The 13,796-nt window shown below is 45.3% G+C and carries 11 protein-coding genes; 6 read left to right on the top strand and 5 right to left on the bottom strand.

Annotation, left to right across the window (positions count from 1 at the left end; all coding sequences use genetic code 11):
- Window positions 1-468: 468 nt before the first annotated feature.
- From B9T16_RS18450 to B9T16_RS18440, 3 genes are all read left to right on the top strand, one after another.
- A complete protein-coding gene (locus tag B9T16_RS18450; protein ID WP_410245433.1) occupies window positions 469-1,662 on the top strand; it encodes a group II intron reverse transcriptase in 1,194 nt (397 codons plus the stop codon).
- Between the two features lie 93 nt (window positions 1,663-1,755).
- Window positions 1,756-2,757 (top strand): phenylalanine--tRNA ligase subunit alpha, encoded by a 1,002-nt coding sequence (gene pheS / locus B9T16_RS18445; RefSeq protein ID WP_006617501.1) that lies wholly within the window; start codon window positions 1,756-1,758, stop codon window positions 2,755-2,757.
- Window positions 2,758-2,783: 26 nt separating this feature from the next.
- The gene (locus tag B9T16_RS18440) at window positions 2,784-3,425 is read left to right on the top strand and encodes an SH3 domain-containing protein (RefSeq protein WP_006617502.1); all 642 of its coding nucleotides are present in this window, start codon (window positions 2,784-2,786) and stop codon (window positions 3,423-3,425) included.
- Window positions 3,426-3,548: 123 nt separating this feature from the next.
- Here the strand turns inward: B9T16_RS18440 and B9T16_RS18435 are convergent, their stop codons facing one another.
- Genes B9T16_RS18435 through B9T16_RS18425 form a run of 3 tightly spaced genes read right to left on the bottom strand, consistent with a single transcriptional unit; the run spans window position 3,549 to window position 5,976 of the window.
- On the bottom strand, window positions 3,549-4,406 hold the full coding sequence (locus B9T16_RS18435; protein WP_006617503.1) for a DUF6473 family protein: 858 nt from the start codon (window positions 4,404-4,406) through the stop codon (window positions 3,549-3,551).
- Between the two features lie 38 nt (window positions 4,407-4,444).
- Window positions 4,445-5,743, bottom strand: coding sequence for a D-alanyl-D-alanine carboxypeptidase (locus B9T16_RS18430; protein ID WP_410245432.1), 1,299 nt, complete (start codon window positions 5,741-5,743; stop codon window positions 4,445-4,447).
- Window positions 5,744-5,799: 56 nt separating this feature from the next.
- Window positions 5,800-5,976, bottom strand: coding sequence for an RRXRR domain-containing protein (locus tag B9T16_RS18425; RefSeq protein ID WP_006617505.1), 177 nt, complete (start codon window positions 5,974-5,976; stop codon window positions 5,800-5,802).
- Window positions 5,977-6,330: 354 nt separating this feature from the next.
- Here B9T16_RS18425 and plsX point away from each other — a divergent pair, with 354 nt between their 5' ends.
- The 3 genes from plsX to fabD all read left to right on the top strand — a co-directional run bounded on the left by plsX (window position 6,331) and on the right by fabD (window position 9,451).
- Complete coding sequence (plsX, locus tag B9T16_RS18420) at window positions 6,331-7,371, top strand: phosphate acyltransferase PlsX (RefSeq protein ID WP_006669785.1); 1,041 nt, start codon at window positions 6,331-6,333, stop codon at window positions 7,369-7,371.
- Between the two features lie 148 nt (window positions 7,372-7,519).
- Complete coding sequence (locus tag B9T16_RS18415) at window positions 7,520-8,512, top strand: beta-ketoacyl-ACP synthase III (protein WP_410245431.1); 993 nt, start codon at window positions 7,520-7,522, stop codon at window positions 8,510-8,512.
- Window positions 8,513-8,575: 63 nt separating this feature from the next.
- On the top strand, window positions 8,576-9,451 hold the full coding sequence (gene fabD / locus B9T16_RS18410) for an ACP S-malonyltransferase (RefSeq protein ID WP_410245430.1): 876 nt from the start codon (window positions 8,576-8,578) through the stop codon (window positions 9,449-9,451).
- Between the two features lie 71 nt (window positions 9,452-9,522).
- Here fabD and B9T16_RS18405 read toward each other — a convergent pair whose 3' ends face one another.
- Window positions 9,523-11,556, bottom strand: coding sequence for a DICT sensory domain-containing protein (locus B9T16_RS18405; protein ID WP_410245429.1), 2,034 nt, complete (start codon window positions 11,554-11,556; stop codon window positions 9,523-9,525).
- Window positions 11,553-13,601 carry a DUF4912 domain-containing protein gene (locus B9T16_RS18400; protein WP_410245428.1) on the bottom strand — a complete coding sequence of 683 codons (2,049 nt, stop codon included), beginning with the start codon at window positions 13,599-13,601 and terminating at the stop codon, window positions 11,553-11,555. Before B9T16_RS18400 ends, B9T16_RS18405 begins: the two co-directional genes overlap by 4 nt.
- Window positions 13,602-13,796 lie beyond the last annotated feature (195 nt).

Here is a 13,796-nt window from a genome sequence, read left to right as displayed (position 1 = left end):
GTATGATGTGAAAGTCTCAKGTACGGTTCTGCTGCTGAATGGGAGGGGTAGACCGTGAGGTTTATCTCGACCCCTAATTAACCCCTCTAATGCTCTGCCCATAAACAAGTGAGTAATGCAATTCACAAGGCAGTAGTGAAAAATGTAAGCGCATGCTTAGAGGGCTAAGGATGTGACCAGAAGCTAAAGCCCAATTGTCATGGTKGGGATATGCCCAATTGTCACGGTGTGGATATAGATACTGCGGTCAGTAAGAGTATAATGGCGAGGACGAGTTTAAAGACTACGTGCTGCATATAGCTCTGAACATCGAAGTAAAAAGCAGGTCTGTTGATTCTGCTCCTTTGACAAAACAGGGTATCCACACCAGGAGCCGTATGAAGGGAAACTTTTATGTATGGTTCTGAATGGGAGGGGATGGTGGTGACTCCATTCTCGACCCCTAACATATAGCGAAATGCTCTTACCGTGAACCATGATTACCTACTGTCCAAAATTCATTGTCCGAGCAGCCTGAAGAGAGACCTGAAACAATGGCTCAAAGCGGGTGTGCTAGATAACGGCGTATTCGAGGATACAGAAACAGGAACACCCCAAGGAGGAGTAATAAGTCCAATACTCGCCAACATCGCACTGTTGGGGATGGTTAGGTTAATAGAAAAAATGTATCCCAATAATACCAACAACAAACCATTTGCCACGGTAATACGATACGCCGATGATTTTGTAGTCATCTCAAAAGACCTAGAAATCATTGAACAGTGCAAAACTGCCATTTCTAAATGGTTAGAACCTGTAGGATTAGAAATTAAACCCGAAAAAACCCGAATTTGTCACACACCTAATCCCATTAAGTACGAAGGCAAGACTGAGGAACCAGGGTTTGATTTCCTAGGATTCAACATCAGGCAATATCCAGCAGGAAAATACAAATCTGGGAAAACAGGTGGGGAAGCCAGTCGATTAATTGGTCATCAAACCCATATCAAACCCAGCAATAAAGCAGTTAAAGCTCATACAGAAGTGATTAAAGGTGTAATCAAACAACATAAAACAGAACCTCAATCAACCCTGATAAACGAACTAAACCCAATCATAAGGGGATGGTCAAACTATTACTCAGCGGTAGTCTCATCAGAGACCTTCAATAAACTAGATTATATAATCTGGTTAATGTTAAGGGCATGGACAGTATCAAGATGCGGAAAGGCAAATTACGAGAAGCTAGGAAACTATTTCCGAAAAGGAACTGTAAAACTTAGCAATGGGAAAGAAAGACATGAATCTTGGTTATTCCAAACCAAGGATGGATTTAGACTATGGAAACATAACTACACTCCTATTGTCAGACATACCCTAATACGCCCTGATGCCAGACAATACGACGGAAACTGGACTTACTGGGCAACCAGGAAAGGACAAGCAATCGACACGCCAAACAGGGTAGCAAAACTACTAAAAAAACAAAAAGGAAGATGTAAATGGTGCGGGCAGTACTTTACCCCATCAGATATAATTGAAGTAGACCACATTGTACCTCGAAACCTAGGTGGAAAGGATGAATACAAAAATCTTCAGCTATTACATCGCCACACCCGCGATGATAAAACGGCACTAGATAACGCCAAAGCTGTATCCTTAACAATGGATCAATCAAACTAGGAGCCGTGTGAAGGGAAACTTTCATGTACGGTTCTGAATGGGAGGGAATGGAGGCGACTCCACTCTCGACCCCTAATCTGTACTCTCACTCAAATGACTACCGAACTTCAATCGTTAGAAAACCAAATCGAATCCCTACGCCAAGAGGCTGACAGAGCGATCGCCATCTGTGAAACCCTCTCAGGACTCGAACAGTTGCGGATTAACTATCTAGGCAAAAAAGGCCAACTCTCCAAAGTTCTGGGGGGAATGGGTAAACTTGAACCGGAAGCGCGCCCTCGTATTGGGGCGATCGCCAACGAAGTTAAACAAGCCCTGCAAACTCAACTCGACCAGCGTCGCACAGCCCTAGAACTCGCCCTCATTGAAGCTCAACTAAAAACTGAAACCATAGATGTTACCATGCCCCCTGTGTATCGTCCCCAGGGCAAAATTCACCCCCTCAATGCCGTAATTGACCGGGCTTTAGATATCTTCGTAGGTATGGGCTACACTGTGGCTACCGGGCCAGAAATGGAGAGCGACTACTATAATTTTGAGGCATTAAACACCCCCCCAGACCACCCGGCGCGGGATATGCAGGATACCTTCTACCTACCTGATGGGAATCTGTTACGGACTCATACCTCTTCCGTGCAAATTCGCTACATGGAACAACATCAGCCCCCCATTCGCATTGTCGCACCGGGTCGGGTTTATCGTCGCGATACTGTGGATGCTACCCATGCGGCGGTATTTCATCAACTGGAGTTATTAGCGATCGGGGAAAATCTCCGTTTTACAGACCTCAAAGGCACTATTAAAGAGTTTCTGGGTCAAATGTTTGGTGATCTACCCATTCGGTTCCGCGCTAGTTATTTCCCGTTTACAGAACCCTCCGCTGAGGTAGATTTGGAATGGCAGGGTAAATGGTTGGAGGTGTTAGGCTGTGGTATGGTCGATCCGAATGTTCTCGAAGCTGTGGGTTATGATCCTCAAAAATATACTGGATTTGCTGCGGGGTTTGGGGTAGAACGCTTTGCTATGGTCTTACACCAATTGGATGATATTCGGCGGGTTTATGCTAGTGATCTGCGCTTTCTGCGACAATTCTAAAGGTTCTTAGGGTGGGTGTGGATTTTATGTTTTTGGCAGTTGGGAAATCCTTTAATCGGTCAGTTTCTGGGTTAGCTATAGTTTTGTTGATGCTCTCAGTTGCACAATTGGGGGCGCGCGCTCAAATATTGCCTAACTCTAACTCTAATATCGCCCAAACCACCAGCGATCGCTGTCGTAAAATTTCTGAACGTCGGGGTTTAGTAGTCCGGGCGCGACCTACTCCCAATTCTCCCGTCGTCGGTCAGGTTTCCTATGCTCAACAAGTGACTTTAGCCACTAATGCACAGGGAATAACTGGTCCTGGTGGTCGCTCCTGGGTGGAAATCACTAATCCCGTCCGGGGTTTTATTTCTAACGGCTTTCCCAATAGTTCCGGTAATTTGGTGGACTGTTCTACCGATTTGGCTGAAACTCCACCCACACGACCATCAGGGAGTCTTTGTCGTCAAGTCGATCGCGAGGCGGCTCCAGAAGGTGTCGCGGTGAGGGCTGCTCCTTCCCGCTCATCTGCTCGTCGCGGTGGTGTCGATTCGGGAGAACGGGTACAATTAGCATCTGACTATCGCTTAATTCCTGACCCTGATGGTGAGCGTCGCAATTGGGTGAGAATTACCACTCCGGTGGCTGGATATATCTCTGCTAATACGTTAATTATGTGTCGGTAGTTTCAGCCATTCGTTACCTCTTTCCCCCCCTGCTTTTTCCTTTCTAGGGAAGCCGGGGGAATTAATTATCAATTACAGCAAACATTACCCTCTCCCTCAATCCGAATCCTAGGGGGGAGTATGTCAATATAGGTATTGCTGACAGGCTGATTTTAGCAATATAGCGGCGTCTCGTTGCATTTCGGGAGAAAAATAATAATCATTGTAAAAAGAGGTTTTATCGCCCAAATCCGGGCGCTGATAGGCTAAATTCAGGGTGGTAGGGTATCCGGTGAGTCGGTTAATTAATAGTTGTGGCATTCCTCGGGTAGAAACACATTGAATATAATCATTAGCGAAGGGGATGATTTGAGCGATCGCCTGAGCATTTATCAAGTGGGGAAACTTGCCAAATAGACAATAAATATTATTGTATGTAAGTTGATAATCAGGCTCCCTCTCGGAAAACCAAAGCAGAATTTTCGGGACTTTAATTTTGCTCAATAAAAGCTGATAACTGCTGACCCAATTTTGTCGAGTTTCGGCGATAATCTGATTAACAAAATCGCGATCGCCTGTAGCCAATAACTCCTGATAAGCGGGCTCTGACCCCAACTGTTTACCATCAGAACGTCGGCGGATATATTCCAATCCTCCGGTATCAAATAGGGAGTTACTTTCACTGCGTCCAGACATGACCTGAACAATGGCAAACTTACCGCGATTGATGTAATCAATTAAGGGAGAATTTTGCAGAAAGAAAGAAGGACCAGCCCCCCCATATCCCAAGTTCAAAACTGGTAATTTGAGCCAATATGCCAACAAATTAGGATAGGGGCGATCGCAAAAACAGCCAAAAGTCTGTGCGGCTCCTAAACAGGTAAAATAATGACCCTGAGCGAGTGTCTGAGGTTGGGGACCACGAAAAGACAACCCAGTGTTTCCCAACTCAAACATTTGGTAATTGGTAATAGAGCGATCGCGTTCTTGATAATATCCCATAATTGATTAGCATGGTGAGCAGCATCTGAAAAATCGAGCTAATTAACCCGATCAATTCTAGCGAGATCCCCCAAAGCCGGACGACTGCCATCAATATTAGTTGTCAAAGTAATTGGCAAAACATCGGACGCACCCCAGTAATTTACCAACTGCTGCAATAACCAATCCTGGTCATCACGCAAAGCATCCAAACCTGTAGCACGGTTAATAATAGCAAACCAGACGACACCGCGATCGCGAGTAGGGATAGCACCCGCCAAAGCACTAACATCAAACAAAGTGCCAGTTTTGACAGCGGAATGTGGAGGAATGCGGCGATATTCCAAAGTTCCCAAATCTCCTCCCGCAACGGGTAATAAATCCGCCACAGTTAAATCTGTATCTCGCAAATGTCTATCTAAAGCGATAAACATAGCCACGGAAGCCCTAGGAGAAATTTGATTTTCATGACCCAAACCAGAACCATTAATCAGGCGAATTTCATCAACGGAAACCCCAGCCGCCTCAGCCGCCAATCGTCGCACCATCTCAGCACCGCCCAAAGTTTCAGCCAACATTTCCGAGATGGGATTATTACTGTAGATATTCATTTGTTTAATAATCTCAGCCAAACTCAGAGACCGATGGCGGATTAGGGGTTGGAGATTAGGCGGGGAGGTGACATATTGCACCGAGCCCAAAATTTGTACCTGTGGTTTTGGCAACCGGGACCCTGAACGGACATATTGAGTAGCTGCTTCTGACTCCCACAGCCGGGAATCGAGGGATTGACGGAGTAAATTACCCACCAGTTGCGGTTCCGATTCATAATTCATCGAAAAATTACCAGCGATCGTCAAATTTCCCCGCACCTGACGAATACCCAACTGATTGAGAGCATATCCCAAACTAAAAGCCTCTTCCCAGACAAAAAAGGGATTTCCTCCCCCCACAATCACCAAATCCCCTTGCAATACCCCATTTTCAATGGGACCAGTTGCGCCAATGATGGTTTCAAACTGATGGTTAACACTCCAGGTTTGCAACGCCGCCAAAGATGTAGCTATTTTAGTGATCGAAGCTGCCGATAAAGGAATATCCCCCCGATGATTAGCCACCGTAAAAGGTCCCGCCTCAATCCATACCCCCTGAGAGGCGCTGGATATACCACGACTGGATAAACGCGCCAAATACTGTTGGACGATCGCCTCTACCGCAGGATCTGGGCGTTCAATAGAGATAATATTCGATAGGCTGCTTTCCCACATTTGCTGGGAAGTCCTATTCAATTGGTCGCGATTCATCCCAGCCATCTCCAACCATACAGACATAATCCCAGAAGTAAACACATCTAACATCGGCCGCTGTTTCCTCAAAGTCAAACAAAAATCAGATAATTATCAACACCGCAATTCTAGGATTTTCCCGGACCATTAGAATCAGTTTTCTTGAGGATAATTGTAAATGGATAAGTCCTAAACACTGCAGCCAAACCCTGCTTCAAAAGCTTTCTGGCCCTGGCCCGATGAGTGGGACTTAACGGTTGCCCCAGTGTGTCAACCACAAAAACGTAATTTTGGTAATTTGGCATTTAAGCTATCTCCCAGATGGGGTAATGTTGGCTTCGGTCATGTTAAAGGGGCTTTTTACGTCTAGCTCACTCGATCTGACAAATCCACTCATGTCGTTCCTTAAAGATAGACGACAGAGCAACAGGCTGGCGCTCACCTGTGGGTTTCATCACCCCCTTAACGTAGGTCTAATCCTGGACCTGCATCTTGCAGACTCTGTGAGGAGTAATTTCCGCCTCCTGCCGGAAATTACCGGATTTTATGCAAGAGGATATCGCGTACTGAGACACTTAGCGCGAAACCCCTTGCTTTATGGATAAGGGTTATAACCCCGTTTTTTGGTAAAATCTTCAAGGTTTCTCTAACTTGGGTCAATGGGCTTAACTAGCGCACGAATTGCAATTGACGCGATGGGTGGAGATCATGCCCCCACAGAAGTAGTGGCGGGCGCGCTGATGGCACAGGAAAAATTTGGGGTTGATGTCATACTGGTGGGAGATCCTCAGCAGATTGAGGCATCCCTCAAAGAACACCACAGCAACTCACCATTGCCAGAAATTGTCCCCGCCGAAGGGACAATCGAAATGCACGAAGAACCATTAGGGGCGATTAAACGCAAGCCTAATGCTTCTATTAATGTTGCCATGAATTTGGTTAAACAAAAAAAAGCTGATGCGGTTGTATCTGCTGGTCACTCTGGGGCGGCGATGGCTTCGGCACTATTGCGGGTAGGACGCATTCGGGGTATCGATCGCCCCGCCATTGGTGCTGTGTTACCTACTATGGTGCGTTCCTCACCGGTTCTGATTCTGGATGTGGGGGCTAATGTTGATTGTCGTCCTAAGTTCCTAGAACAGTTTGCTGTTATGGGAAGCATCTATAGCCAGTATGTTTTGGGTGTTGATAACCCGACTGTGGGATTACTCAATATTGGTGAAGAATCTTCTAAGGGTGATGATCTGGCGGTGCGGACTTATCAGATGCTACAAGAAAATTCTCTGATTTCTTTTGCTGGAAATGCAGAAGGACGAGATGTACTCACTGGTAAGTTTAATGTCATAGTTTGTGATGGCTTTGTGGGTAATGTACTATTGAAATTTGCCGAAGGAGTCGGAGAGGCGGTTCTCCAATTGCTGCGGGAGGAGTTGTCTTCAGGATTGCGATCGCAACTGGGGGCTACTCTGCTGAAGCCTAGTTTAAAACGCTTTAAACAAAGGGTTGATCACGTTGAACATGGGGGAGCTTTACTTTTGGGTGTAGCCGGAATTTGCATTATTGGTCATGGGTCTTCTAAAGCCCCGACTATTTGTAATGCTATTCGCATGGCGCGAGATGCGGTTAATAATGAAGTGCTAGAACGCATTAATTTACAGTATCAAAAACACCAAAAACAGGCGATTGAACAAGAGTCATAATCTGGCGATCGTCGGATTTGGTGATCAGCTATATGCTCTGGGTAAAATTAATAATTGATCATTGTTAATGTCAATTATCGATTTTACCCCCCCCTGCACCCTAACCACTCACACTTTGACCCCTTTCATAGAAAATAATTAAGGATAAATGACAACCACAGGTATAGCTATTACAGGTAGTGGCGCGGCTACTCCGTCGGTTTTACTCGATAATAACCAACTTTCTCAACTGGTGGAAACCTCCGATGAGTGGATTAGTTCCCGCACAGGTATTCGTCAACGGCGCTTGGCGACTACAGAGGTAACACTTAGTCACATGGCGGCATCGGCTTGCGAAAATGCGATCGCTATGGCTGGTTTACAACCTACTGATATTGATTTAATTATTCTCGCTACTTCCACCGCTGATGATTTATTTGGTAGTGCTAGTCAAATACAAGCACAAATTGGCGCGACTAAAGCAGTGGCTTTTGACTTGACGGCGGCTTGTTCTGGCTTTGTTTTTGGCTTGGTCACTGCTAGTCAGTTTATCCGTAACGGAGTTTATAAAAATGTGCTTTTAGTGGGGGCGGATATTCTCTCCAGATGGGTTGATTGGTCGGACCGCCGCACTTGTATTTTATTTGGAGATGGCGCGGGTGCGGTGGTTTTACAAGCCAGCGATCGCGATAATTTATTGGGTTTTGAACTCAAAAGTGATGGGAGTCTCAATAGTTCCCTTAACCTGGCTTTTCAACCAGAAGCTAAGGCTTTAACTCCCGAAATTACTATCAATCAAGGTAAGTATCTACCCATTACTATGAATGGTCAAGATATCTATCGCTTTGCTGTTAAAAAAGTCCCGGAAGTGGTCGAAAAAGCTCTATTTCACTCCGGCTTAACTGCTGATGATGTCGATTGGCTTATCCTTCACCAAGCTAACCAACGGATTCTTGATGCTGTCGCTCAAAGGCTAAAAATCCCCCCCCATAAGGTGATTAGTAACCTCGCTAATTATGGTAATACCTCCGCCGCTTCTATTCCTTTGGCTCTTGATGAAGTAGTGCGATCGGGAAAAATACAATCTGGTGATATAATTGCTACAGCCGGATTTGGTGCAGGTTTAACCTGGGGTTCGGCAATCKTTAAATGGGGTAAATAATTAATAGTTAAACCCCATTTTTTTACTGTCCTATTTAGCTAAGGTTAACAAGCAACAATAATAATGACTAAAACTGCATGGGTTTTTCCTGGACAAGGTTCACAGGCTGTAGGTATGGGTGCCGATTTATTTGATTCACCAGACGCACAACCTAAGTTAAATACAGCTGCTGATATCCTCGGTTGGTCTCTACCTGATTTGTGTCAGGGAGAGGCTGATAAATTGTCGCGCACCCTCTACACCCAACCTTGTTTATATGTAGTCGAAAGTCTCCTAGTTGATGCTCTCAAAAAACAGGGTAAAACTCCCGATTTGGTCGCGGGTCACAGTTTAGGAGAATATGTCGCTCTTTATGCGGCTGGAGTGTTTGATTTTGAAGCGGGTTTGCGTTTGGTTAAACATCGCGCCGAACTCATGGATAAGGCGGCAGGGGGACAAATGGCGGCTCTCATTGGCTTTAATGCTGAACAACTTAATCAACAACTAGAACAAAGCGAAAATGTGGTTTTAGCTAATGATAATAGTTCGGCTCAAGTCGTGATTTCAGGAACCCCAGAAGCCGTTGATAATCTCCTCAGTAAAATTAAGGTAAAACGAGCCGTTAAATTGAATGTATCGGGAGCTTTTCATTCCCCTTTAATGGCTGAGGCTGCTACCCAATTTCAACAAGTTTTAGACTTGGTTAATTTTCAACAGGCTACGGTTCCAGTTTTGTCTAATGTAGACCCGACCCCCGCTACTGATGGGGAAATTCTCAAGGAACGTCTGGTTAAACAAATGACGGGTTCCGTGCGTTGGCGCGAAATTTGTTTACAACTTTCAGAACAGGGTATTCAAAAAGTGATAGAAGTCGGTCCCGGTCAAGTATTGACTGGATTAATTAAGCGCACCTGTTCCGGTTTGACCCTAGAAAATTGCGATCGCATTCTACCATCCTAATTTCTGTAATCCTCATTATACTGGGAGCATCCCGCTCCCTTCACAATCAATTAACTATAACTTATTAATTATCAAGCATTAATTATTAACTCACTTTCCACCAAAGGAATGGTAAAATGGAACCGACTGCCTTTATTTTTACCCGGAGAATCCGCCCAGATACGGCCTCCCCAACCCGTGACAATTTGCCTACCTATTGCTAACCCTAAACCTGTTCCCCCTACTGTGCGGCGTAGGGAACCCTCCTCCTGATAAAACCTATCAAAAACCTCCTCCAAGCGGTTAGGCTCAATTCCTCGTCCCGTATCCGCCACAGTCACCTCTAACATTCGATCGCCATTAGATTTAGCCTTAATAGTCACCTTACCCTCAGAACCTGTAAATTTACAAGCATTATCTAACAGCTTCGTCAGCAATTCAACCAACCACTCACCATCAGCTTTAACTAATGGTAAATTATCATTAATTTCTACCTTAATTTTAGGCTTATTTTCCGCATATCTAGCACTCACACCACTAATAGCCAAATCAATACATTCTTCCAATCGCAAAGATTCCGGGTTCCAGTCCACTCGACCACTTTCTAAATGGGATAAAGTCAGAAAATCCTGCACCAATTTCCGCAGACGTTCTGCGTCAGCTTGAGCCGTTTCTAACATCACCTCTCGCATTTCCAAAGGCATATCTGGTTCCTGACTCAAGGACTCCAAACACACCTGAATTGTAGATAAAGGAGTTCTTAATTCATGACCCGTAATCGCAATTAAATTGCTGCGAGTCCTTTCTAACGCTTCCAATTGCCGATTCAATTCCTCAAGATTTGCATGAGTTTCCGCCTGAATTAAAGCCGCCGCCAATTGAGTAGCGATCGCATCCATCAAAGACAGCTCATCATCTTCCCAATTCCGACAAATCGAATTACACTGGTGCAATTCCACCATTCCCAAAAGCCGACCTTGAGACAAAATCGGCACCATCAACCAGCCGCCAATTTCCCATTTTTCAGCCAGTTGATCCAAAATATTCTCCCCCTCATCCCTCACATAATCAACCCCCCCAGGTTCCACCAAATACACATAACGTTGTTGCTGTAAAACCTGTTGAAATAAAGGGTTATTTTCCAGCCACCAAGTCTCCCCCCGTAAAGATTTAACCTCTGTTCCCTCCGGTTGTTCAGGACACGATCGCAGATATTCATGTTCAATAACAACACTGTTATCAGTAGACTTACACCGATAAATTAAACACCGATGAGCCTGCATTGCTTCCCCAAATTCACGAGTAGCAATTTCCAAAACTTCTTCCGGGTCAAGAGACTGACGAATAGCCGCTGTAATCGAATTCACCAAGCGCTCTTTCCACTCCTGAACCGCCAGCGATCGATAAACCCGCAGTAACTTGTGTTGACCCGCTTGTAAATAAGTTACCAAACGATGAGCAAACGGATCATTTAGCTGCAAGTCTGGCTCAACTTTACCCTTACGATTTATACCAGATTCGCGTTTTTTAGATTTCCTTGGCTTCACCATTTTTGTAGGTAAATTAAAGCCATTAACAGCCTCTTGAATTTTACCTTGTATTTCCGGTCGATAATACTTCACTCTTTCTAGTAAAAGTATCGCCACTTGGGAACAAATCAGACGATTAGAAGTCCACACACCTTCAAAGGGACGTGCTGGGTCCATCGTCAACTGTTCGTACATCTCGGAATTTTCCGCTAAATCCTCACGTTCTATACAAACCAGACAGCTTGCATAATTCTCCCCTAACACCACTAAATTCCATTCCTGACTCAATAATATATCTTCCGCTGGAAAAGCCACAGTTTCATAAGCATCAGAAGCATTTTTAAACTCTGTTTCTGGTGCAGCCATCACATATACTTGAGAAGTCAAAGCCGCAATTCTACGATACCTATGCGCTTCCTGACGATAAAACCTTTCTCGTTGAAATGTAGCAATCACCAACGGAGAATCTGACCCCGCCAAAACCTGATCTTCCATAGCATGAGAAAGAGCAATTAGGGAAGATTTAAAGTATATTTGAGGTCTAATCTGTGGCTGATACTGCACCAATTCTGCTAGAATTGATATGGAGATGCTCATATATTTTTCCCCCGCAGATTTTCTTCCCAGGAAATGGTATAAAAGCGATCGCCATAATGGTCACAGGGGTAAACTGGGGGAATATGTACTGATTCTGAACGCGCCAACACCAACCAATGACCACTGTCGGTCACATACCCAATTTCTACAATATAGTCGCGATCGCTCATCGGTACCGGAATATACCATTCCTGCGTTAACTCATCGCACTCATATTGTTTCATACTATGGGGACGTTGCTTATCCATATCGATCCAGGTCACATCGTAAACCCGCAGCGCCAGTTGTTTACCCCCTTTTTGTCGCAAGGGTTCTCGATATTCATCACCAATATCCCAATAAGCATAAGCCCAATTGGGATCTCGTGGCAACAGCACGATACATTTCTGATCATAGCCACCTGGTAAGTCTGGGAGTCCTTCATCCACATCCCAACCTATAATGTCGCTATCATCATGTTGACCCACATTAAATTTTTTCGATTCTACATCTAACTGACTGCGATCGTCTCCTCCTCCCACTACCCATGCTTGACCACCTGTTAGCGTTGCTTGCTTCAAATTCTCATCCGCCTCTCCATCCCTTTCCGACACCTCATCGGAGGAATCTCCTAACTCAATTTCCGCTACCTCAGAAACCTCCTGAGTTTCCGCATCTTCCACCACCTCGGATTGGGAGACCCTTTCCGAATCCGAATCCCCAATATCTGCTACCTGGTAACTCTCCTCACTCTCCTGAGTTTCCGCATCTTCCACCACCTCGGATTGGGAGACCCTTTCCGAATCCGAATCCCCAATATCTGCTACCTGGTAACTCTCCTCAGTTTCCACATCTTCCACCACCTCGGATTGGGAGATAACTTCCTCCMACTCAATATCTGCTACCTGGTAACTCTCCTCACTCTCCTGAGTTTCCGCATCTTCCACCACCTCGGATTGGGAGACCCTTTCCGAATCCGAATCCCCAATATCTGCTACCTGGTAACTCTCCTCACTCTCCTCAGTTTCCGCATCTTCCACCACCTCGGATTGGGAGACCCTTTCCGAATCCGAATCCCCAATATCTGCKACCTGGTAACTCTCCTCAGTTTCCRCATCTTCCACCACCTCGGATTGGGAGACCCTTTCCGAATCCGAATCCCCAATATCTGCTACCTGGTAACTCTCCTCAGTTTCCGCATCTTCCACCACCTCGGATTGGGAGACCCTTTCCGAATCCGAATCCCCAATATCTGCTACCTGGTAACTCTCCTCAGTTTCCRCATCTTCCACCACCTCGGATTGGGAGATAACTTCCTCCCACTCATCCCCAATATCTGCTACCTGGTAACTCTCCTCAGTTTCCGCATCTTCCACCACCTCGGATTGGGAGACCCTTTCCGAATCCGAATCCCCAATATCTGCTACCTGGTAACTCTCCTCAGTTTCCACATCTTCCACCACCTCGGATTGGGAGACAGTTTCTGAGACTGTTTGGAAATCGAAAGTTTTGGCTGATAGTTCTGGATAAATAAGCGTTGATGTTTCTTCAGGTTTAGTATCAGAGGATATAGAAGTTTTTGCCGATTCATGTAATGCTAGCGTTGTAGATGTATCCTTTGACATCTGCGATAAGGTTGTTGATGCTAAATCCGGGGTTGGTTCAGGTTGAAGGGATTGTCCTAAACCCTCAGTTTTAGCCTGTGCTGACCTCAAATAGCGATCGCGCTTTCTCCAGAGCAGAAAAGCAATTAAGACAGCAATAGATAATAGTATTAATAACCACAGGAGAAACTGTCCCGACGATGAAGCAGCCACCAGTCCTGCGGGGTCAGTCCTACTAGGTGCTGATTCTACAGACCTTCCCTCTGAACTCTCCGATAAAGGTTCAGCCTGAGATAAAACCACTTCATTGGTCGCCAACCCAGTCGAGGTCAAAGCCGTTCTCGAACGATTTGGATATAATTGAGCAGAGACCAACCTAGAAGTCGCCAAAGACTTAGGAGCGAGATCAAGGATACAGACCAACGCCAAGGTAGCAATTGATGTTTTTCTTTTATATGACATAAGTGGCAGACCCACAATCGGGATGTTCCAGTCAGCATTACACAGAGCCTGCTCGCATTTTATCATAACAATTTCGCCCCATTTACCAAAGATCCTGGGTCTAAACAGCAATTCTCATTTTGGCGAAAACCTGTTCAAGTCCCCAGCATCMCTGTATCGTAATGACATCTAAGAAACCCAGGAGCGCCAGAGCCG

The organism is Arthrospira sp. PCC 8006, assembly GCF_046480465.1.
GTDB lineage: Bacteria > Cyanobacteriota > Cyanobacteriia > Cyanobacteriales > Microcoleaceae > Limnospira > Limnospira platensis.
This window is presented reverse-complemented; position numbering and strand designations above follow the sequence as displayed.